This is a genomic window from Roseobacter cerffii, assembly GCF_054226325.1.
The window spans coordinates 3572943-3593766 of record NZ_CM135757.1 but is presented as its reverse complement, the minus strand read 5'-3'; the positions used below and the strand labels follow the sequence as shown (position 1 = coordinate 3593766).

Here is a 20824-nt window from a genome sequence, read left to right as displayed (position 1 = left end):
GCGACATGCTGTCGCTTTTGACCCTGCTTTTGCCCTTGGGCCTCTTGATCTACGCGGTCTACCGGGGCTGGCCCGTGCTGCTGGCCGCGCCGGTCATGGCCCTCCTGGCCGCCTTGTTGGCCTCGGATCCACTCTTCGCGACGCTGACCCAGCGCTTCATGCCTGCAACCGGCGGTTTCGTCGTGTCCTTCCTGCCGCTGTTCCTGTTGGGCGCGGTCTTCGGCAAGGTGATGGAAGCGTCGGGAGCCGCCCTGGCGCTGGCACGTGCGATTGTCGGCGGGCTGGGGCCGGGCCAGGCGATTCCTGCGGTGGTCCTCTCCTGCGCGGCGCTGACTTACGGGGGCATTTCGCTCTTCGTGGTGGCCTTTGCGGTCTATCCGCTGGCAGTGGCGCTCTTCCGCGCCTCGGGGGTGCCGCATCGGCTGATCCCGGCGGCAATTGCCCTGGGCGCCTTCACCTTCACGATGAGCGCGCTGCCCGGCTCGCCCGCGATCCAGAACGCGATCCCGATGCCGTATTTCGGGACAACTGCCTTTGCCGCGCCCGGGCTGGGGGTGATCGCGGGGCTGATCATGGCGGGGGGCGGGCTGCTCTATCTGGCAGTGCTGGCGCGCGCGGCGCGATCACCGGACGGCGCCGTAGGAGCCTCGGTGGGCTTGCCGCGGGAGGCGGATCTGCCGTCGGTCTGGCTGGCGCTTCTGCCGATCCTCGCGGTGTTCGTGGCGAATTGGGTCTTGGCCGAGGTTGTGCTGCCCCGCCTTGATCTGTCCTATCTGGCCGACCCCGCCTGGGGCGGCGTTGCGCCGTCGCGGGTGATCGGGGTCTGGGCGCTCATCGGTGCGCTGACCTGCGCGATCCTGCTGTTGCTTGCGTTGTCCTGGCGGAGGTTGAACAATGCGCGGCAGGTCCTGGCCGAGGGCGCGCAAGCCGCGTTGCTGCCGCTCTTCAACACGGCGGCCCTGGTGGGCTTTGGCGCGGTTGTGGCAGCACTGCCTGCGTTTGCTGCCGTGAACGCCCTCACCGCCGAGATCGCGGGCGGCCCGCTGATTGGGCTCGCGGCCTCCGCGAGTTTGCTGGCGGGGATCACCGGTTCGGCCTCGGGTGGGATGTCGATTGCGCTCGATGCGCTTGGCGCACGCTACATGGAGCTCGCGCTGGCTGATGGCATCAACCCCCAGGCGCTGCACCGGATCGTGGCGCTGGCCACCGGCGGGCTCGACGCGCTGCCGCACAATGGGGCGGTGGTCACGCTGCTGGGGATCGCGAAGCTGACCCACAAGGAGGCCTATGGCCCGATCTTTGTGGTCGCCGTTGCGATCCCGGTCGTGGCATTGGCCGTCGCCCTGGCCCTCGCGACGGCTTGGGGGGCGTTCTAGGCGATCCGAGTGCAGATGTGCATCCAGCGGTTCAGCGGATCGACCCGGCGGTCACCGCCGGGCAGCGGCCGACCCCCTTCGACAGGGGGGAGGGCGCTTCGTCTGCCTCCCATGACGCGCGAGTGTGCAGGCCACAGCTTCCCAGTCAGAGCCTTCAGGGCTGATCGTTGCTGGTCCAATCCAGGGCGTAATCGTCGGGAAGAAACGGCGTAAGCCAATCCCAGAAGGCGGTGTTGAACGCCGCAAGGGCCTCCAGCCGGTCGGGCGTATCACACATCCAGGTCACCACCTCGCCTTTCCCGCGCAGGCCGATTTCCGGGTAGAGATAGGCGCAGCCGAGATAGAGGCCGTCACTGTCGCGGATGATCCAGGCAAAGGACCGCTGCGCCGTGAACTCGCGGTCATGCCACCCCATGTCGATCAGATTGTCGTCGCGGGTCAAGCCCACGGGCCAGTCACTGCCGAAGAGGCCCGTCAACACCCGGGTGGATCCGGTCACGGCTTCAAAATCCTCATCGACCTGCGCGACCGACAGCGGGGTCAGCCGGAAGGCATCAAGCGTGGCCTCCCGGGGCAGGGCGGTGCCCGCGAAATCGGGGTGGGGCTGCATGTACTCTTAGACGTCCTTGGCTTCTCGCTTGAAAGGATTCTCCTCTGGCACCTCGAAGTCAAGCACCAGCTCGCCTTTCGCGCGCGCATCGGCCATGTAGCGGAAGGCGTTTACGGACATGCGCATCAGGTGCTCGCCCGCCTTCATCGGCGGGTATTTCTCCAGCGTTTCCGGTGTGCGGAACTTCTCCAGCGGTTCGACCACCGTGTGATAATCGAGCCCGAAGAAGAGCGGCATCGAGTAGCGCTCAGTCCCGATGTTGGTGACGCGGTGCTGGGTCGATTTAAACTGCCCGCCCGACCAGGTCTCGAAGATGTCGCCGATGTTAACGACAAAACAACCGGGGATCGGCGGCGCTTCGATCCAGACATCTTCGGCATTCATCACCTGCAAGCCGGGGCTGCCGGTGAGTAGGATCGTGAAACATTCGAAATCGGAGTGCGCCGCGATACCCACCAGCTCCTTGGTCGCGGGCAGATCGTTCTCGATATAGCGCAGCAGGCGCAGCTGCGAGGTCGGATAGGTGATGTGCTGCGTCAGCTCCTCCGTCTCGACGCCGAGCTCCAGCGCCAGAGCATCAAGCAGGCGCAGCCCGAGGTTGAAGGCGGCGTCGTAGTAGCCCGAGACGGTGTCCTTCCAGCCCGGGATGTCGGGCCAGATGTTGGGGCCGGTCATGCGCCAGTCTGCGAGGTAGTCGGGGTGATCCTCGGGCGCCTCGTAGGACATGTCCCAGGCTTCGTTGAAGTTGATCGACTTGGGGAAGTCTGCGCCGTTCTCTTCGTAGGGCACATAGCCGCGGTGGTGCGTGGTGAAGCCCGACCAATACTTCATCTTGTAGCGACGCGGCTTCTCGTGAAACTCCTTTGAGGCTGCGAAAAGCGCGTCGATCTGCGCCTGCGGGATGCCATGGTTGGTAATGTAGAAAAAGCCCGATGTGCGCGCGGCCTGACCCAGGGCGGCGGACACCGCCGCCTTGTCCTCGGCGCTGTCGGTGAAGAGCCCGCCGAGGTCCACCACGGGCAGGTTTGCATCATCGATGGTGAGCGCGCGCTGGTCGTCTGAAATGTTGGATCGCATCATCGTCCCTCTTGCAAAAGTCGGGGTAACTGTGGCGCGGGGGGTGGCTCAAATGGTAAACAGAATGATTAGAACATCCCCCTCCATGGGCGCTTTTGCCCAAAAACTAGTCAGTTTTGCGCATTTCTGTCGAAAATCTGGCGCAATGACTCACTGGCGTCCGCATGCACGCCGCAACCTTGTGCCGGGTTTAAACGCGGTCCGGACGAGGCCGCGGCAACAGGGGAGATGAAGATGTCATCCATGAACCGACGTACTGTTTTGAAGTCAGCCGCCAGCGCGGCGGGTCTCGCCGCGGGCGCGAGTGTGCTGGGCACGCCGCTGATTGCGCAGACACGCAGCCTGAAGATTGGCTCTTACGGCGGCTATTTCGAGAATTCCTTCAAGGAACATGTCTATCCGGCCTTCACCGAGGCCACGGGCATCACGGTAGAGAGCGTCACACAGCCGAACTCGACCGACTGGCTGGTGACCATGCAGCAGGCGACGGCGGCGGGCAATGTTCCGGCGGATCTGTCGCTCTATGCGCGCGACACGCTGATCAAGGCGTCGCGCATCGGCGGGCTGCTTGCGCCGCTCGACAAGACGAAGATGCCCGCAACCGGCAATCTGGATGAGTATTTTGTCTTCGAGGACAGCACGGGACCCATCGGTGTCGGCGCGATGTCGTGGTTCACGGCGATGGTGATCAACCCCGATGAGGTCGAGGCACCCGAAAGCTGGGCGGAGTTCTGGGACAGCGACACCTTCGAGTCGAGCCTTGGCCTGTCGAAGAACTACAACTCGCATTTCCTCGACATCGTGGCGGCGACCTATTTCGATGGGGCGGATACACTTCTGAAGAAGGATGGGGTGACGGCGGTGATCGAGAAGGCCGCAGAGATCAAGACGAATGTCGCGCTCTGGTGGTCGGCGGAAAGCCAGATGGAACAGTCGATGAAGAACGGCGACATCATCGGCGGACAGTATTATCTGGATGTGGCGAACCTGATGGCGCTCGATGGCTTCCCGATCAAGCCGATCTTCCCGAAAGAGGGCAACCCGCAGGATTATGGCTCCTGGTGTCTGTCGGCAATCTCGGAGAAGGCGGATGAGGCGGCGGCCTTCATCGACTTCTCGTCTGATCCGGCGACACAGGCGCTGATGAGCCGCAAGATCGGCACAGCACCTCTGGTGGCACAGTCGAAGACCGACCTGACGGATGAAGAGTTTACCTTCGTATCGGGCACGCCGTCGATCCAGCCCGCCTATGAGGCCTATCTCGACAACGAGACCTTCATCAAGGAAACCTGGGAAAAGATGCTCGCCGGAGCCTGACCCATGCAGGGGCTGCGACTGGCCGGGATTGCCAAAAGCTTCGGCAGCGTCCGCGCTGTCGACACCACCAACCTCGACTTTGCACAAGGCGAGCTGACGGCCCTTCTGGGGCCGTCGGGCTGTGGCAAGACCACGCTGTTGCGGATGATCGCGGGGCTGGAGGCGCCGACGCGGGGCAGCATCCTGTTGGGTGAGACGGACATCACCGAGCAGCCCGCCCACGCGCGCAAGTTCGGCATGGTGTTCCAGAACTTCGCGCTCTTCCCGCATCTGAGCGTGCGCGAGAATGTGGTCTATTCGCTGATGATCTCAGGCACGGCGAAAGCCGAGGCGATGGCCACGGGCGAGCGGTTGCTCGATCTCGTGCAGTTGACGGGCTTTGGCGACCGGCGCATTGGTGAGCTCTCGGGTGGGCAGCGGCAGCGGGTGGCGATTGCGCGCGCGCTGGCGCAGGAGCCGGAGGTCTTCCTGCTGGATGAGCCCATGTCGGCGCTCGATGCCAAGCTGCGCGAGGGCATGCAGGTCGAGCTGCGGATGCTGCAGCAACGGCTTGGCATCACCACCATTGTCGTCACGCACGACCAGCGCGAGGCGATGACCATGGCCGACAAGATCGTGGTGATGAGCCAGGGGCAGGTTGAGCAACTGGGCACGCCGCAGCAGATTTATCATAAGCCGGAGAATGCCTTCGTGGCCGATTTCATCGGGCGTGCGAATTTCTTTGACGGGGTGACCGAGCAGGCCGGGGTGCGTGTCGGCGCCGCGCTGTTGGAGGCGACGGCGGCGGAGGGGTTCCTGCCCGGCACGCCGGTGCGCGTGGCCTGCCGCCCCGAGGTCGCCTGTGTGGTGGACCGCACGTCGCCCGGCACCGCCTTGCCCGCGACAGTGACCTTCGTGCGCGACGTGGGGCCCGCGCGGGACATCCATCTGGAGACAGAGATCGGGCGGATCATTGTGGAATACGCGCGCGGTGAGACGGACCAGGCCTTCACGGTCGGGCAGAAGACCGAAGTGCGGCTGCCCGCGTCCGGGCTGCATGTGTTCCCGCGGACGGAGAGGGCGGCGGCGTGAGCATCGCCAGCGAGACCGAGGGACTGGAGGAGGCCGCTTCCACGGTCACGCCGCGCCAGGTCTCGGTGGCACAGCTGGGCTGGTGGTTGCTGATCCTGTTCCTGTGCCTCACGCCGTTCCTGCTGGTCATCGCGATTTCGTTTGGCCAGAAGATCGAGGGCGCGGCCTGGGAGTGGGCCTTTACCTTTGCCAATTACGAGCGGGTGTTCGTGGGTGCCAACTGGCCCGAACAGTTCACGGCGCTCTATCTCCAGCGGCTCTATTATTCGCTGTTCTACGCGGTCATCGCGGCGGTGCTGGCGATCCTGACAGCCTTTCCTTTCACGTATCTCATGACGCGGCTGTCGCGACGGGCGCAGAGCATGTGGTTGGTTTTTATCCTCTCCAGCCTGTCGCTGTCGGAGGTGTTCATTGTCATGGGCTGGGACGTGCTGCTTTCGAACCGCTCGGGCCTGCCCATGGTGCTGAAAGAGACCGGCGTCACGGACTGGCTGAAGGCGGTGGGCTGGTTCGATACGCTGCGCGAATGGGGGCTGGCGAACCCGCGCAATGTGAAGTTCAAGACCTCCGTGTTCGCGACGGTGTTGACCATGGCCTATCTGGTCTGGCCCTACGCGGTGATCCTGCTCTACCCGCCGCTGTCGCGGCTGGATCGGAGCATGGTGGAGGCGGCACAGACCATGGGCGCGGGGCCCTGGACGGTGATGCGCACCGTGGTGCTGCCGACCATGCGGCTGCCGCTTCTGGGGGCCACGCTGCTGCTCTTTGTCTTCCTGCTGGGGGTCTATGTGGCGGTCACGGTCTTTGCGGAACCGGCGAAACAGACCATGGCGGTGTCGGTCTATGAGGCGATCCGGGGCAACACGCTGAACGCGCCGTTTGGAGCCGCGCAGGCGGTGGTGCTGCTGATCACCGCGAGCATCTTCCTGGGCCTTGGCCAATGGCTCAGCAAGCGGACGGCGACATGATGCTGCGGGTGATCTCCCAGGGGTTCATGGCGCTCTCAGCGGTCTTGCTGGCGCTGCCGATTGTCGTGGTTTGCGGGGCCGCGCTGAATTCCGGGCGCACCATGTTTTTCCCGCCGAAGGAGCCCACATTTGCGCGGTTCTACGAGTTCTTTGTGGCTGATGCGGTTTGGGTCACCGCGCTGAGCCATTCGGTGCTGATCGCCTTTGCCAGCGCGGTGCTTGCAGTGCTGATCGCCTGGCCGGTGGCCTATGGGCTTTGGGCCCGGGGTGACACCGCGTCGAAGCTGCTGGCTGGGCTCGGCTCGATGCCCTTCGCGCTGCCGCCGATTGTCTTTGGCGTGGGGCTGGGGTTCCTCTGGGCCTTTTCCGGCGCGCTGGGCTCGATCTGGGCCGGGGTGGTGAGCCATGCAGCGCTCTTCGTCGCGCTGCCCATCGTGACGATCTCCATCGGCCTGCAGTCCATCGACCGGGCGCATCTCGATGCCGCCGCGACCATGGGGGCGACGCGCGCGGTGGCCTTTCGCACCGTGATCCTGCCGCAGACGATACCCTACACCATCTCGGGGTTTTTCTTCGCGCTGGTGCTGAGCTTCAACGAATTCATCGTCATGTTCTTCGTCTCGGCCTCGTCCTATTCGACGGTCACGCTGCAAATCTTCAACTCGCTGCGCAACGGCTACACGCCTACGATGGCGGTGGCCGCGATCCTCTTCATCAGTGTCTCGGTCCTCGTCTTCTCGGCCATCGCGCGCTGGGGCGATCTGCCACGGCTGATGGGTGCCGAGCCTACGAAATCCTGAACCAACGGAGGTTTTTCCATGCCACGTCAACCCACCCTTGTCGGTCAGCCGGTGCTGATCGTTGTCGACATCCAGAAAGGCGCGTTCTTGGATAGATCGAACGCAGGCATCCCGACGATGCCGGATTACTTCGACAATATGGCGCGCGCGCGCCGGGTGGTGGATGCCGCTCATGCCGCCGAAATCCCGGTGATCTTCTTCCAGGAGATTCATCGCCGCGACATGATCGATTATGGGCGCGAGCTCGATGGCTCCGAAGGGGTGCATTGCCTCGAAGGCGAGCCCGGCACACCCGTGGCGGCGGAAGAGATGGACATGCGGCCCAGCGATTACTTCATCCACAAGCGGCGGTATTCCTGCTTTTTCGGCACCGAGCTGGAAATTTTGCTGAAAGGTCTGAAGGCCGAGACGCTGATCCTGATCGGCGGCATGACGGATGTCTGCGTGCATTACACCTTCGTCGATGGGCACCAGCATGATTACTACTGCCGGGTGATTTCAGACAGTGTGGGCGGCACCTCGGATGCGGCGCATCAGGCCTCGCTCAATGCGATGGAGTACCTGCAGGCGGGCGCGGTGCTGAGCACGGATGAGATTGTCGAGCGGCTCGGCCAGCTCAAAAGTGCCGCCGCTTGATCGGCATCGACGACCTGCAGGCGCATTGGCAGCGCGACTGGATCAAGGCGCCGGGGTTTGAAGATCACACCACCCATGTGCATTGGCTGCAATGCGGCGCCTTTTATGCCGACCTGCGCATCCCGGAGGAATTGCCCGATGTGTCGGGTGCGCGGTCGCTGAGCGCGCTCGATCCGGAGGTGTTGTTGGTGCTGATGCGGGCAGAAGGCTTTGCGGGCAGCATTACGGTGGCCGACAGCGTCTGCACCTGGGCGCGGCGGATCAACTGGCATGGCAGCCCGCGTGACATTGATGCGGGGCGCATGTCGTTCAATGAGGCAGGGGCGCTGATCGAAGACGGGGTGCATGCGGAGTATCGCGAGCTGTGGCGGCGCCAGCCTCATGCACCGATTGAAGCGCTTGGTGGTGAGATGGCAGGGCAGGAGGTGATCCTATTGTCCTCCGAGGCGACCTTTCTGCTGGCCATTGGCACACCCGATGCGCCGCCGAGCGCGGCGTTGATAGACGCCTTGGAGCGCGGGGCGCGGCCCGAGGGCCTCGCGGGGCATTTTGCATCTGTTTATGTCATGGGGCTTTGGGACGGTGCAGATGGCATCGCGCGGCTGGCCACCCACCCCTTTCTGAAAGGCGAGGCGGTGATCTCCCGCTCGGGCCAGCAGATTCACTGCTATGTGCCCGATTGGGACGGTGTGACCCGGCAAGTGTCCGTGCCACTGACGCTGCTGGCTTAGGGCAAGTCGCTGGGCAGCTCGCTCAAAGCCGCTGCCTCTCGCCGTTGGGTCGAACGCAGCTTTGCGCAGGTGATTTCCTCATTGAACGCGACGTGCCTTAGGTCATCCCCCAGAGGTCGAGGTAGTGGTCGATGATCTGATGCATGCGCGCGCGGCCAAAGGCTGGGTCGTGCCCGCCGTGCACCGTGGTCAGGGGCAGGGCGCGCAGGCGTTTCAGGGTGGCGGTATAGTCAGGGATGCTCATGTCGGACCCGTCATAGATCAGCGGGCCGTCATAGATCGCATCGGCGCCGAAGAGCGTGCCGCTCTCGGCATGCCAGAGCCCGATCTGCCCGGGGGAGTGACCGGGTAGGTGCAGCACCTCCGCCGTCCAATCGCCGAGATCGACCGTGTCGCCGTCGTCCAGCGTGCCGGTGGCGGGGGCGCCTTTCAGCGTATACCCAGCCGGGTCGTAGCCATCGTGCGGGATCGCATCGATCAGAAAGGGCCAGAGCGGCGGATAGCCCGCCTTGGCGAAGAGATCGACAAGCGGTTGTGAAATGTCGGAGCTGGCCAGCGAATAGGGCGTGGGCGCGGCGAGTTCCTCGGCTTCCAGCGGATGCACGAGCCGTTCTTCGAACTCATGCGCGGCCCCGATGTGATCCACATGCGTATGGGTCGAGAAACAGATGATGGGCCTGGCCGTGTCAGGCCGCAACGCATCGACCACGGGCCGGAGCGGGGCCACGCCCATGCCGCTGTCGATCAACAGATCCGCATCGCGGCCCAGTACAAGGTGCATGTTGGCCGAGAAGATCGGGTGCACATGCGGTTCGGTGATGAGGTATGTCCGGTCGTCCAGCGCCTGGGTGCCGTACCATGGGGATGCAATGGGAAGTGTCATACTGCTCGCATATCACGGGTGCCGGTGGCGGGGCGAGCCATGATCTTTATCGGCCACGTTGGGGATGGCGACCCATGCGGGGCTGCCTGAAATAGTTGCGCCGGGCGGGGTGCCTGCGGCCGGCCTTATGTGTTCAGATCCTCGAGCAGGCGGCCGTGCTGCCGGGTAGCCTCAATCAGCGCGCCGAAGGTGCGGATGCCTTTGCCTTCGAGCAGCGGCAAGAGCTTGACCAGCGCCTCCGCCGTGGCCTGGGCATCGCCGAGGGCGGTGTGGCGCAGGTGCTCGGGCAGCGTGACCTCGAGCCGTTCGCAGACCGCGTCGAGCGAATGTTCTTCGGTGGTGCCGAAGACCACGGCGGAGAGCAAGACCGTGTCGAGCACCGGGTGGGTCCACTCCACGCCGATCTGGCCCTGAACCCGCCGCAGCAGGCCGATGTCGAAGGGGGCGTTATGCGCGACCAGGACCGCATCGCGGGCGAAGTGGTGAAACTGGCGCCCGACGGTGCGGATGTCCGGCGCCTCGGCCACATGCGCATCGGTCACCCGGTGGATCGCGGTGGAGGCGGGCGGGATCGGGCGGCCGGGGTTCACGTAGGTGTTCAGCACCTCGCCCTCGACGATCCGCCCGTTCAGCACCCGCACCGCGCCGAGCTGCACGATGTCGTCCTTTTCGACCGAGAGACCGGTGGTCTCCGTATCAAAGGGCACATAGCAGAGATCGCGCAGGGCGGTGTCGTGGATGTCCTTGGTCTCGGCGGTGGTCATCAGGTCGAAGTCGAAGACCAGCGGGCGTGGGGCGATTGTGGTGGCCTTGCGGGCCTCGACGTCGATCAGCAGCATGTGACCGTCCTCGCCCAGTGACTTCAGCCGCGCGTCATACTGGGTTGTGCCCGCCGTGTCCTGCAGCTGGATGACGGCCTCTGTTGCGCCCGCGTCGAGCTCGGCCATCGCCGCAGTCACGGGGGGCATGTCGAAGTAGTCCCTCAGCGGTGCCTTCAGGCGAGGCGGCGCGATCTGCGACAGCACGTCAGCGGCCTGTGCGTCATAGAGCACGATTTCGCCCGCCGGGTTCAGCAGGATCGTCGCAATCGGGATTTCGGTGAGCAGGGCGGTCAGCCGTTCCCGCTCCGCCGTCAGGCGCTGGGTCTCGCGGGCGACCTCGGCGGCGGTGTCCATCACCGCGCTGCTCATGCTCTTGGACAGGGCGCTCGCAGCAGGGCCCAGATCACCCAGATAGCGGGCGGCCTGGGTATCGACCGCGCTGTCCACATCGGAGTGGGCGCGCAGCCGCAGATCTGCCGAGAGGCGGGTGATCGGCTTGGCCATGTTCTCGTCAAAGAGCAGCCAGATGCCGAGCGCGAAGCCGGTGTTCAGGAAGGTGAAGGCAACGAAGGCGGTGATGAATGGGCCAGCGGGCAGGTCTGCCTCACCGCGCGACCAGCCGAAGGCCAGCGCCCCGGCGGCCAGTGCCGCGCTGGCAAAGGCCACGAGGCAGAAGAAGAGAAACACGCGCAGGCGGAGGGAGAGGGTGGTGAACATCTCAGGTCTCGCACACCAGTTGCAGGATGGGGTCGCCCTCGGGCGTCGCCTGCCAGTCGGCGTTGGCAACGCTGCCGTCGGTGGCAAACTCGGCGCCGTCGATGAGCAGGGCCGAGCGCGCGCCGCCGCAGTCAAAGAGCATCGGCGCCTGGTTGACCGGCGACCAGCGCCCGAAAAAATAGATATCGGCCAGCCGCTGCTCGGGCAAATCGGGATGTTTGCGCGCGGTGCCCGTATCGACAGCCACGAAGCGCTTGGTGTAGGGCCAGACCTGCGTCCAGGGGCGCAGCCAGCCTTGCTCTTCCACGGTCATGGCGATCTCGACACCCTCGGGCAGACGCTCGGCGGTGCGGTCGAACCAGGTGTATTCGTTCGAGATCGTCATACCGATCATGCCCGCGCCTGCGGCCACCGGCATCACCCATTTCGGCAGGCGCCGACCCGTCATGATGTTGAGCAGCATGGCGAGGCCAGCGCAGGCGATCCCGGCGAAGATGGTGGCGATGAGTTCGACAAACATAAGCTTATCCTAGCGCGCCTTTGCCCGATCCCACAGCGGATTGCATTGTTTTCACGACCACGAAGGCGTCCCGCAGGTGGCTGCGCTCGAAGTCCGAGAGCGTTGCCGGGTCAAGGTAGTTGTTCGGTCTCATACCTGCCTTGATCTGGGTCACCTGATGCTCGAGCCGCAGGGTGGCGATCAGATCGTAGGCGTGCAGCAGGTCCGCACCACCGGATGCAGAGAGCACGCCCGCCTTCTGCGCGGCCTCGAGCCGGGCGCGGGTGTTCACCGAGCTGAGCTGGCCTTGCAGCATGTAAACCCGGCCCAGATCGACCACCGGCACGACGCCATTGTGCTTGAGATCGAGCTGGTTGCGGTGCTCGCCCGAGCGGATGGTGGCAAGCCCGCGCAGGAGGCCCAGCGGCGGCTGGTGCTTGAGCGAATTGGCGATCATATGCGCGGTGAAGATGGAGTTCTTGGAGGCCTCGGCCAGAGTGGTCTCTTGCAGGTCGCTGAAAAGACTGTGGTCCCCGCCGATAGGCCGCAGGTCGAACATCACCGAGGCGAGCATCTGCGCCTCGGGGTTCGGCGTGGCAATCCAGCCTCGAAAATACTCTTGCCAAACTCGCAGAGGCTGGCACCAGCGTGGATTGGTCGCCATCATGTCGCCCGGGCAGTAGAAATAGCCGCAGGTGTCGAGCCCGTCGCTCACGTATTTCGCGAGGTCCGCGAAATAGGGCATCTGCGCCTCAGTGACGTCATCGGACAAGATCACGCAGTTGTCCTGATCGGAGACACCCGTCTGCTCCTGCCGCCCCTGGCTGCCGCAGGCGAGCCAAAGGTAGGGGACAGGCGGCGGGCCAAGCTCGGCTTCGGCGAGCGCGAGCAACCGGCGCGTGGCCGTGTCGGCAATATCAGTGATGAGCCGGGTGACAACCTCATGCCGGTTGCCCGCCTCGACCAGTTGCACCAGCAGGTCCGGGATCTGTGCGGTGGCGCGGGCCATCTCGGTGGCATCGGCAGCCTTGGCCACGCGACCGACCAGATCGGCGGACGACATGGCCTGCGCGCGGGTGAGATCGGTCTGTGTGACGATGCCGACGAGATCGGCACCTTCGACAATGGGCACATGGCCAATGCCGCGCTCGACCATCAGGTGCAGCACGTCGGTGACCAGCGCGGTCGGTCCGAGGGTGAGGGGGTCTTCGGTCATGATCGAGGACACAGGGGCACCAGCGTCATGCCCTTCGGCCACCACGCGCCCGGTCATGTCGCGCAGGGTCACGATGCCCCGAAACCCCCGCGCGTCGCTGACGCAGATCGAGGAAATGCGCTTGGCGTGCATCTGGGCTGCGGCGTCGCGGATCGGCGTTTCGGGCGCGCAGGTCATCGGATCGCGGGTCATGAGCTGGCCGACCGGCAGCGTTGTGAGGTCCTTTTGATCGGAGCGCGGCGGACGGCGGCGATCAAAGAATTTGGCGACCGGCGCATGGGCGTCGATCAGGGCGAAAAACGTATCCGCTGGCACCGCGATCAACGTGCAGTCTTGCGTCACGGTGGCGGTGCGGCTGGCGGCCTCATCCCGCAGCAGCGCGCGTTCGCCAAAGGAATTGCGCGGGCCGAGGATCGAGATCTGAACATCCGCCTCGTCGGTGATTTCCACCTCGCCGTGGGCGATGACATAGAGGTTCTCTGCCGGGTCGCCGACCACAAATACCGTCTCGCCCGGCGTATAGTCGGCTGCCGTGCAGAGCTGCGCCAGCGTGTCGAGATCAGCGTCTGACAGGCTGTCATACGGGTGCACGGAGGCGAGGAACTGTCGCAGATGGGCCGGAAGGGGCATGTGTCAGTCTCTGGAAGCGGGATGTCCTGCCCGAGGGAGGATCGGGCAGGACGGGCCTGATATGGGAGGCATCGCCACCCATGGGTGGCGATGTCAGGCGTCTTTAGTGACCTTCGACGGCCACGCCGGCCCCGCGTGGGATGCGGACGCTTTCGACGAGGTCCTTGATCTCCTGCGGGGTCTCCTTGGTCATGCCGGAGACAAAGTAGGCCACCGCGAAGTTGACCGCAGCCCCGATGGCGCCGAAAGAGGTCGACTTGATCGGGCCAAGCAGCGGGTCAGCATCCGTGAACGAGTTGGTGTCCGGGATGAAGAACCAGCCTTTGTGCAGGAAGATATAGAGCAGCGTGACCACCAGACCGGCCAGCATGCCTGCCACGGCGCCTGCGTTGTTGATGCGGGTCGAGAAGATCCCCATCATCAGCGCCGGGAAGATCGAGGCCGCTGCGAGACCGAAGGCGAGCGCCACGGTTTGTGCCGCAAACCCCGGTGGATTGAGCCCCAGGAGGACCGCCACCACAATCGCCGCTGCCATGGAGAGACGCGCCGCCATCAGCTCGGATTTCTCCGACATATTCGGCGTGAGCTGCCCTTTCAGCAGGTCATGGCTGACCGCAGACGAGATGGCGAGCAGAAGCCCCGCGGCCGTGGACAGCGCCGCAGCCAGGCCCCCCGCCGCCACAAGGCCGATCACCCAGCCCGGCAGGCTTGCGATCTCGGGGTTGGCCAGCACCAGGATGTCGCGGTTGAAGTTGGTCAGCTCATTGCCTTCCCAGCCGTTCTCCGCCGCCTTGGCTTGCAGATCGGCGTTGGCATCATTGTAGTATTGGATCTTGCCGTCGCCGTTCTTGTCTTCCCAGCCCAGAAGGCCGGTCTTTTGCCAAGTCGCCATCCAGGCGTAGTCCGGATCGGTCTCGATCTGCTCGACGCTGACCGCTTCGCCGTCGGTGCCATTCGGCCACATCAGCTCAGAGATGTTGAGCCGTGCCATCGCACCCACAGCCGGGGCTGTCAGGTAGAGGAGCGCGATGAAGACCAGCGTCCAGCCTGCGGACCAGCGCGCGTCCGACACCTTCGGCACTGTGAAGAAGCGCATGATCACGTGGGGCAGGCCCGCCGTGCCGATCATCAGCGAGAGCGTGAAGAGCACCATGTTGATCGTCGAACCATGCGCCGCCGTATACTCAGCAAAGCCAAGGTCGGTGACGATCTGGTTCAGCTTTGCCAGCAGTGGCTCACCGCTTTCTGTCGAGCCAAAGAGGCCCAGTGCAGGGATCGGGTTGCCTGTGAGCTGCAACGAGATGAAGACCGCCGGGATCGTATAGGCGGTGATCAGCACGCAGTATTGCGCCACCTGCGTGTAGGTCACGCCCTTCATGCCGCCGAAAACCGCATAAGCGAAGACCACGCAGGCGCCGATGAGCAGACCCCAGAAGGCGTCGATCTCAAGGAAGCGTCCGAAGGCGATGCCCACGCCCTGCATCTGGCCAATCACATAGGTGATGGAGGCCACGAGCAGGCAGATCACAGCGACCATCCGCGCGGTGCTCGAATAGAACCGGTCGCCGATGAACTCGGACACCGTGAATTTGCCGAACTTCCGCAGGTAGGGCGCGAGCAGCAGTGCGAGCAGCACATAGCCACCTGTCCAGCCCATGAGGAAGGACGAGTTGTCATAGCCGGTGAAGGCGATGAGGCCCGCCATGGAGATGAAGGAGGCGGCAGACATCCAGTCAGCAGCGGTCGCCATGCCGTTGGTGACAGGATGCACGCCGCGCCCGGCGGCGTAGAATTCCGACGTGGAGCCCGCGCGGGCCCAGATCGCGATGCCGATGTAAAGCGCGAAGGATGCGCCAACAAACAGCAGGTTGAGTGTAAACTGATCCATTGTTTCTATTCCTCGTCCACGCCGTGTTCACGGTCGAGCTTGTTCATCCGCCAGGCGTAAAAGAAGATCAGCGCCAGAAAGACGAGGATCGAGCCTTGTTGTGCGAACCAGAAGCCCAGGTCGGTGCCGCCCACGGCGATGCCGGCCAGGACCGGGCGCAGGATGATCCCGAACCCGAATGAGACCAGCGCCCAGATGACGAGGCTGATCAGGATGAGACGCACATTGGCACTCCAATAGGCGTTGGTGTCGTTTGCTTGGGACATGAAGCCCTCCTCCGTATGGTTCCCTTGAGGCCTTTGCGGCCTCCCTCAATTGGCTAGGCCGTGGCCTGCGCCACCACGCTGTCGAGCGCCGTGGCAATCTCGTCAATCGCGCCCATGGCCGGGATGTGCGACAGCGCGCCCTGGCTTGCGTAGTAGTCGATGAGCGGTGCGGTCTGTGCGTGATAGGCGGCGAGCCGCTGCGCCACGGTTTCGGCATTGTCATCCGCGCGGCGCTTCATCTCGGTGCTACCGCAATTGTCGCAGACGCCGGGTTTGGCCGTCGGCTTGAAGCTGTCGTGATAGCCTTCACCGCAGGCCCCGCAGGTGAAGCGGCCCGAGATGCGGACGACCATAGCGTCATCCTCCACCTCGAGGCTGATCGCCGCGTTGATCCGCTGGCCGGTGGCCTGGAGCAACGCGTCCAGCGCCTCGGCCTGCACGGTGGTGCGCGGGAAGCCATCGAGGATGACGCCTTTTGCGCAATCCGGCTCGGCCAGCCGGTCTCGCAGGATCGCGATGACGATCTCGTCGCTGACCAGATCGCCCGCCTCCATGACCGCCTTGGCGCGTTGGCCGGCCTTGGTGCCCGCGGCCACCGCCGCGCGCAACAGATCGCCGGTTGAGAGCTGGACCAGGCCATGCCGATCTTCCAGCATCCGCGCCTGGGTGCCCTTGCCCGCGCCCGGAGGGCCAAGCAGGATCAGAACCGGTGCGGCAACGGGTGGTTTCGAGCCATCCATCATGCATCTCCCCGGTTCATGCGGTTTTCGATGAGATCATCGACCACGGAGGGGTCTGCGAGCGTCGACGTATCGCCAAGCGCCCCGAAATCATCCTCGGCAATCTTGCGCAGGATGCGCCGCATGATCTTACCGGAGCGAGTTTTCGGCAGGCCGGGTGCCCATTGAATAAGGTCCGGTTTGGCGATGGGGCCAATCTCGGTGCGAACCCATTTTTCAAGCTCCTTGCGTAGCTCATCCGTGGGCTCTTCGCCGTTCATCAGGGTCACATAGGCATAGATGCCCTGGCCCTTGACCTCATGCGGGTAGCCGACCACGGCGCTTTCCGCGACCTTGGCATGGGCCACCAGCGCGCTCTCGATCTCGGCGGTGCCCATTCGGTGGCCCGAGACGTTGATCACGTCATCGACGCGGCCCGTGATCCAATAGTCGCCATCCTCATCGCGGCGGCAACCATCGCCGGAGAAGTAATACCCTTTATAATCAGAGAAGTAGGTCTTCTCGAAGCGTGCATGATCGCCCCAGACCGTGCGCATCTGCCCGGGCCAGCTGTCCGCCATGCAGAGCACGCCTTCGACACCGTTGCCTTCGATCAACTCGCCGCTGGTGGGCTCCAGCACCACCGGCTGCACACCGAAGAACGGTTGCTGCGCGGCCCCGGGTTTCAGCTTGGTGCTGGGCAGCGGGGTCAGCATGTGCCCGCCGGTTTCGGTCTGCCAGAAGGTATCGACGATGGGGCATTTGCCCTTGCCGACGACCTCGTTGTACCAGTTCCAGGCTTCCGGATTGATCGGCTCACCGACCGAGCCCAGCAAGTGCAGGCTCGACAGATCGTGCTTCTCAACCCATTCCTTGCCCGCGCCCATCAGCGCACGGATGGCGGTGGGGGCTGTATAGAACTGGTTCACCTTATGCTTGGCACAGACCTCCCAGAAGCGGCCCGCATCCGGGTAGGTCGGCACGCCTTCGAACATGATCGTTGTCGCGCCATTGGCCAGCGGGCCGTAGACGATGTAGCTGTGACCGGTCACCCAGCCCACATCCGCCGTGCACCAGAACACATCACCGTCGTGGTAATCGAAGGTGATCTCATGCGTCATCGCGGCATAGACCAGATAGCCGCCCGAGCTGTGCACAACGCCCTTGGGCTGGCCGGTCGATCCGGAGGTGTAGAGGATGAAGAGCGGGTCTTCGGCGTTCATCTCGACCGGCGCGCAGTCCGCCGAGGCCTCGGCCATCATCGCGGTGCAGTCATAGTCGCGGTCGGTCCAGGTCGTCTGACCGCCCGTTCGCTTGACCACCAGGCATTTCACATCGTCCTTGCAGTGCAGCAGGGCGGTGTCGGTGTTGGATTTCAGCGGCGTTTCGCGTCCGCCCCGGGGGGCGTAATCCGCGGTGATGACGACTTTCGCGTCACAGCCGTTGATACGCGCCCCCAGTGCGTCCGGGGAGAAACCCGCGAAAACAATGGAATGAATGGCCCCGATCCGCGCGCAGGCGAGCATGGCATAGGCGGCCTCGGGGATCATGGGCAGGTAGATGACAACCCGGTCGCCCCGGGTGACGCCGAGCTCTTTCAGCACATTCGCCATCTTGCTGACCGACACATGCAGATCGCGGTAGGTGATGTGCTGCGCAGGCTCCTTGGCCGGATCGTCCGGCTCCCAGATGATCGCGGTCTGATCGCCGCGCGTCTCGAGGTGGCGGTCGATGCAATTGGCCGAGACGTTCAGCGTGCCGTCCTCGAACCAGCGGATGTCGATGTTGCCGGGCTCGAACGAGGTGTTCTTGACCGTCGTGAAGGGTTTGATCCAGTCGATCCGCTTGCCTTCTTTCGCCCAGAACGTGTGCGGGTCCTGCACCGAAGCCTCGTACATCGTCGTGTAGTCTTCGGCGGTCACATGGGGGCGCGGCGCGGTTGTGGCCGCAGCGGAAACGTCTACTGGATCCAGCAGGTCATCTGTTGTCATGGTGTCCTCCTCGTGCAGCGCTCACAGTGATCCCAACCAGCGGGGATTTCTCGCGCTTGCAGAAAGACCATACCTCAGATTGTAAAGAGATGCGCTTTGTCTTTGGTTTAATTGATATTTTCTGTAAACAATTTTTCGAACATGCACAGTTCTTGTAAATACATTCTCAAATTGCAAAATTATTCAATGTTTACCTTTCAGTAACTTTTTCGTGTCTGACGTCGCGTTCGGCAAAAGGTATACAAGTGTATACGATGTGATCGCTAACGCGCGGCATCCCGCCGCAGGAGCCGTCTTGAGGACGCTGGTCGGTTCCCGTTTTTCGCGAATCGCACGCGGGTGAGTCGAGCCGGCGGCGCGCCCCGGTTTCGCGACCCAGCTGGCGCGGCGAGGGTGGAGCGAGTGAGCGCTGCATATGCGCGGCCCGCGCGCCGGACCCTCAAACGTGCTGTCGCAGCGGCATCGCCAAACCCGCTCGGGCCTCGGATCACCCCATGAGCGTGGACCCGCCGCAGCGGCCTTTGCAGGTCAAATGTCATAGGGAGGTCATCGAAGCGTCTGCAAAACTTCATCAGACCCCAAGCCCCGCGTCACGGATCGGGGCGAGGCTGGAGATCCGTCAACCCGAGGAGATTTGGATGCTGCGCTTTCTGACACTGACACCTGCAATCGCCCTGGCCGGTGCGGCCCTGGCAAAAGACGCTTCATACATCGGCACGGTCGAAACCATCGCGGGCGAGGCCACGGACGAGGCGCGCGGCACGGTCTTTCTCGACACAAATCGCAATGCGACGCTGGACGCGGGCGAGGTGGGTCTCGCGGGCGTCATTGTCTCGAACGGGCGCGAGGTGGTGGTGACGGGTGCGGATGGCACCTATGCGCTGCCAGCCTACGGCGACATGAACCTCTTCATCACCAAACCGGCGGGCTATACCACCCCGGTGAACGCGCAGATGGTGCCGCAGTTCGCCTATGTGCACAAAGAAGAGGGCTCGCCCGATTTGCGGTTCGGCGGGCTTGAACCTACGGGGCCGTTGCCCGCAGCGATCAACTTCCCTCTCATCGAGGACACGCAGGACAACAGCTTTGACTGCCTCGTCTTCGGTGACACGCAACCCTATTCCAACCGCGAGATCGGCTATGTGCGCGACACGGTGGGAACCATGCTGGCGCAGCGGGACATGAGCGACACCGAATGCCTGATCTTTGCGGGGGATGTGATGGGGGACGATCTGTCGCTCTATGACCGGTTCAAGGACATCATCGCCGTCGGCCAGACGCCGCAATATTTCGTGGGCGGCAACCACGATGTGGATTTCGATGCCACCTCTGATGCGGACAGTTTCGACACCTTCCGCCGCGAGTGGGGGCCGGAATACTGGGCAGCGGAGATCGGCGATGTCATGTTCCTGGGGCTCGACAATGTGCGCTATCCCTGCAACGGCGTCGATCCGCACCCCTTCTGCTCGACCGACATGACGCACACTTACAACGGTGTGATCAGCGAGCGGCAGCTGGAGTGGCTGGGGAACTTCCTGCCGAATGTGCCGCAGGACAAGCTCATCGTGATGACGGCGCATATCCCGTTTCAGACCTTTACCGACAACACCGCCGCCAAGCATCAGACCGACAATCTAGATGAGTTGGCCGCGCTGTTAGAGGGCCGCAAGGTGCTGGCGCTGGCCGGGCACACCCATACCACCGAGAACATCGAGGAAGGCGAGCATTTCCATGGCTGGGAAGCGCACACGCATGTGGCGGGGGCGCCCTTCCACCAGATCATCACCGGGGCGGTATCAGGCTCCTGGTGGGCGGGCGATCTGAACGATCAGGGGGTGCCGCGCAGCACGCAGCGCCTGGGCAGCCCGCGCGGCTACTACCAACTGTCCTTTGACGGCAGCGACTATGTCGACACCTATCATGTCTTTGGCCAGGAAGGCGCACAGCTGCACGCCAGCTTCAACTCGCCCCGGTTTCGGCGGTGGGCCGGTCGGCTCATCGCCTATCGCGAGCTCTATCCGCGCTCCTTCGATCAGGAGCCTCCGGTGATCAACCGCGACCTTGGTGATCTCTACATGCTGACCAAGGCCGATCTGGCGGATGGGACCTGGGTGGCGGTCAATGTCTGGAACGGCTCGAAGAGCTCGCAGGTCTCGGTCTCCATCAACGGTGACGCGCCAATGAGTGGGACGCGCACCCAGGCCGGAGAGGGAGAGGAGAAGCTGAAAGGGCTGCAATACGCCGACCCGCTGGCGATCTGGCAGCAATCAACCATCAGCTCGGTCTCGGCCCGCTCGGTCGATGGCGGATCGGACACCCAGGGCTATACCACCTGGCAGGGCACGGAGTGGTACGGCAAAGCCGGGCCCTATCAGCGCTGGATGCTCACGGACAACAGCCAGCATCTGTGGCGGGTCGATCTGCCTGCGGATTTGCCGGTTGGCGTGCACAGTCTGACAGCCTCGACAACCGACCGCCATGGCCGGACCTTCACCCAGACCTATGCTTTCGAGGTTGTGGAAGAGCTGCCCAACCCAGACTGGCAGGCCGAATTCTGGGAGTAGGGACGGTCGCCGCAGCGCGGGTCAGGCCCGCGCCACCCGCGCCG

At 63.9% G+C, this 20824-nt stretch carries 19 protein-coding genes; 8 read left to right on the top strand and 11 right to left on the bottom strand.

Annotated elements, in window-relative coordinates:
• The first annotated feature begins 5 nt into the window (after positions 1 to 5).
• The gene (locus ACVC7O_RS17370; protein ID WP_458323375.1) at positions 6 to 1376 is read left to right on the top strand and encodes a GntP family permease; all 1371 of its coding nucleotides are present in this window, start codon (positions 6 to 8) and stop codon (positions 1374 to 1376) included.
• 154 nt (positions 1377 to 1530) lie between these two features.
• Here ACVC7O_RS17370 and ACVC7O_RS17365 read toward each other — a convergent pair whose 3' ends face one another.
• From ACVC7O_RS17365 to ACVC7O_RS17355, 3 genes are all read right to left on the bottom strand, one after another.
• Entirely contained in the window at positions 1531 to 1986 is a 456-nt protein-coding gene (locus ACVC7O_RS17365; RefSeq protein WP_458323374.1) for a hypothetical protein, read from the bottom strand.
• A 6-nt stretch (positions 1987 to 1992) separates the two neighbouring features.
• Positions 1993 to 3066, bottom strand: coding sequence for an isopenicillin N synthase family dioxygenase (locus ACVC7O_RS17360; protein ID WP_458323373.1), 1074 nt, complete (start codon positions 3064 to 3066; stop codon positions 1993 to 1995).
• Between the two features lie 107 nt (positions 3067 to 3173).
• Entirely contained in the window at positions 3174 to 3308 is a 135-nt protein-coding gene (locus tag ACVC7O_RS17355) for a hypothetical protein (RefSeq protein ID WP_458323372.1), read from the bottom strand.
• Here ACVC7O_RS17355 and ACVC7O_RS17350 point away from each other — a divergent pair.
• Genes ACVC7O_RS17350 through ACVC7O_RS17325 form a run of 6 tightly spaced genes read left to right on the top strand, consistent with a single transcriptional unit; the run spans position 3307 to position 8586 of the window.
• A complete protein-coding gene (locus tag ACVC7O_RS17350; RefSeq protein WP_458323371.1) occupies positions 3307 to 4380 on the top strand; it encodes an ABC transporter substrate-binding protein in 1074 nt (357 codons plus the stop codon). The two genes, ACVC7O_RS17355 and ACVC7O_RS17350, sit on opposite strands and share 2 nt — an antisense overlap.
• 3 nt (positions 4381 to 4383) lie before the next feature.
• Positions 4384 to 5451 carry an ABC transporter ATP-binding protein gene (locus tag ACVC7O_RS17345; RefSeq protein WP_458323370.1) on the top strand — a complete coding sequence of 356 codons (1068 nt, stop codon included), beginning with the start codon at positions 4384 to 4386 and terminating at the stop codon, positions 5449 to 5451.
• Positions 5448 to 6419 (top strand): ABC transporter permease, encoded by a 972-nt coding sequence (locus ACVC7O_RS17340; protein ID WP_458323369.1) that lies wholly within the window; start codon positions 5448 to 5450, stop codon positions 6417 to 6419. The genes ACVC7O_RS17345 and ACVC7O_RS17340 overlap by 4 nt, the downstream gene beginning before the upstream one ends.
• Positions 6392 to 7219: an ABC transporter permease gene (locus tag ACVC7O_RS17335; RefSeq protein ID WP_458323368.1), complete on the top strand. Its 828-nt coding sequence runs from the start codon at positions 6392 to 6394 to the stop codon at positions 7217 to 7219. Before ACVC7O_RS17340 ends, ACVC7O_RS17335 begins: the two co-directional genes overlap by 28 nt.
• Positions 7220 to 7237: 18 nt before the next feature.
• A complete protein-coding gene (locus ACVC7O_RS17330) occupies positions 7238 to 7855 on the top strand; it encodes a cysteine hydrolase family protein (protein ID WP_458323367.1) in 618 nt (205 codons plus the stop codon).
• Positions 7852 to 8586 carry a hypothetical protein gene (locus tag ACVC7O_RS17325; RefSeq protein WP_458323366.1) on the top strand — a complete coding sequence of 245 codons (735 nt, stop codon included), beginning with the start codon at positions 7852 to 7854 and terminating at the stop codon, positions 8584 to 8586. The genes ACVC7O_RS17330 and ACVC7O_RS17325 overlap by 4 nt, the downstream gene beginning before the upstream one ends.
• Positions 8587 to 8683: 97 nt before the next feature.
• Here ACVC7O_RS17325 and ACVC7O_RS17320 read toward each other — a convergent pair whose 3' ends face one another.
• The 8 genes from ACVC7O_RS17320 to acs form a co-directional block, all read right to left on the bottom strand.
• Positions 8684 to 9469 (bottom strand): MBL fold metallo-hydrolase, encoded by a 786-nt coding sequence (locus tag ACVC7O_RS17320; RefSeq protein WP_458323365.1) that lies wholly within the window; start codon positions 9467 to 9469, stop codon positions 8684 to 8686.
• A 125-nt stretch (positions 9470 to 9594) separates the two neighbouring features.
• Positions 9595 to 11007 (bottom strand): exonuclease domain-containing protein, encoded by a 1413-nt coding sequence (locus tag ACVC7O_RS17315; protein ID WP_458323364.1) that lies wholly within the window; start codon positions 11005 to 11007, stop codon positions 9595 to 9597.
• A gap of 1 nt (position 11008) precedes the next feature.
• Positions 11009 to 11527, bottom strand: coding sequence for a hypothetical protein (locus ACVC7O_RS17310; protein ID WP_458323363.1), 519 nt, complete (start codon positions 11525 to 11527; stop codon positions 11009 to 11011).
• Between the two features lie 4 nt (positions 11528 to 11531).
• Positions 11532 to 13352, bottom strand: coding sequence for a DUF294 nucleotidyltransferase-like domain-containing protein (locus ACVC7O_RS17305; RefSeq protein WP_458323362.1), 1821 nt, complete (start codon positions 13350 to 13352; stop codon positions 11532 to 11534).
• Positions 13353 to 13455: 103 nt separating this feature from the next.
• On the bottom strand, positions 13456 to 15240 hold the full coding sequence (locus ACVC7O_RS17300) for a sodium:solute symporter family protein (RefSeq protein ID WP_458323361.1): 1785 nt from the start codon (positions 15238 to 15240) through the stop codon (positions 13456 to 13458).
• A 5-nt stretch (positions 15241 to 15245) separates the two neighbouring features.
• Positions 15246 to 15506 (bottom strand): DUF4212 domain-containing protein, encoded by a 261-nt coding sequence (locus ACVC7O_RS17295; protein WP_458323360.1) that lies wholly within the window; start codon positions 15504 to 15506, stop codon positions 15246 to 15248.
• Positions 15507 to 15559: 53 nt separating this feature from the next.
• Positions 15560 to 16246 carry an adenylate kinase gene (locus ACVC7O_RS17290; protein WP_458323359.1) on the bottom strand — a complete coding sequence of 229 codons (687 nt, stop codon included), beginning with the start codon at positions 16244 to 16246 and terminating at the stop codon, positions 15560 to 15562.
• Positions 16246 to 18216, bottom strand: coding sequence for an acetate--CoA ligase (acs, locus tag ACVC7O_RS17285; RefSeq protein WP_458323358.1), 1971 nt, complete (start codon positions 18214 to 18216; stop codon positions 16246 to 16248). The genes ACVC7O_RS17290 and acs overlap by 1 nt, the downstream gene beginning before the upstream one ends.
• Before the next feature lie 638 nt (positions 18217 to 18854).
• On the opposite strand from acs, the gene ACVC7O_RS17280 reads away from it, so the two are divergent.
• Entirely contained in the window at positions 18855 to 20780 is a 1926-nt protein-coding gene (locus ACVC7O_RS17280) for a calcineurin-like phosphoesterase C-terminal domain-containing protein (protein ID WP_458323357.1), read from the top strand.
• Positions 20781 to 20824 lie beyond the last annotated feature (44 nt).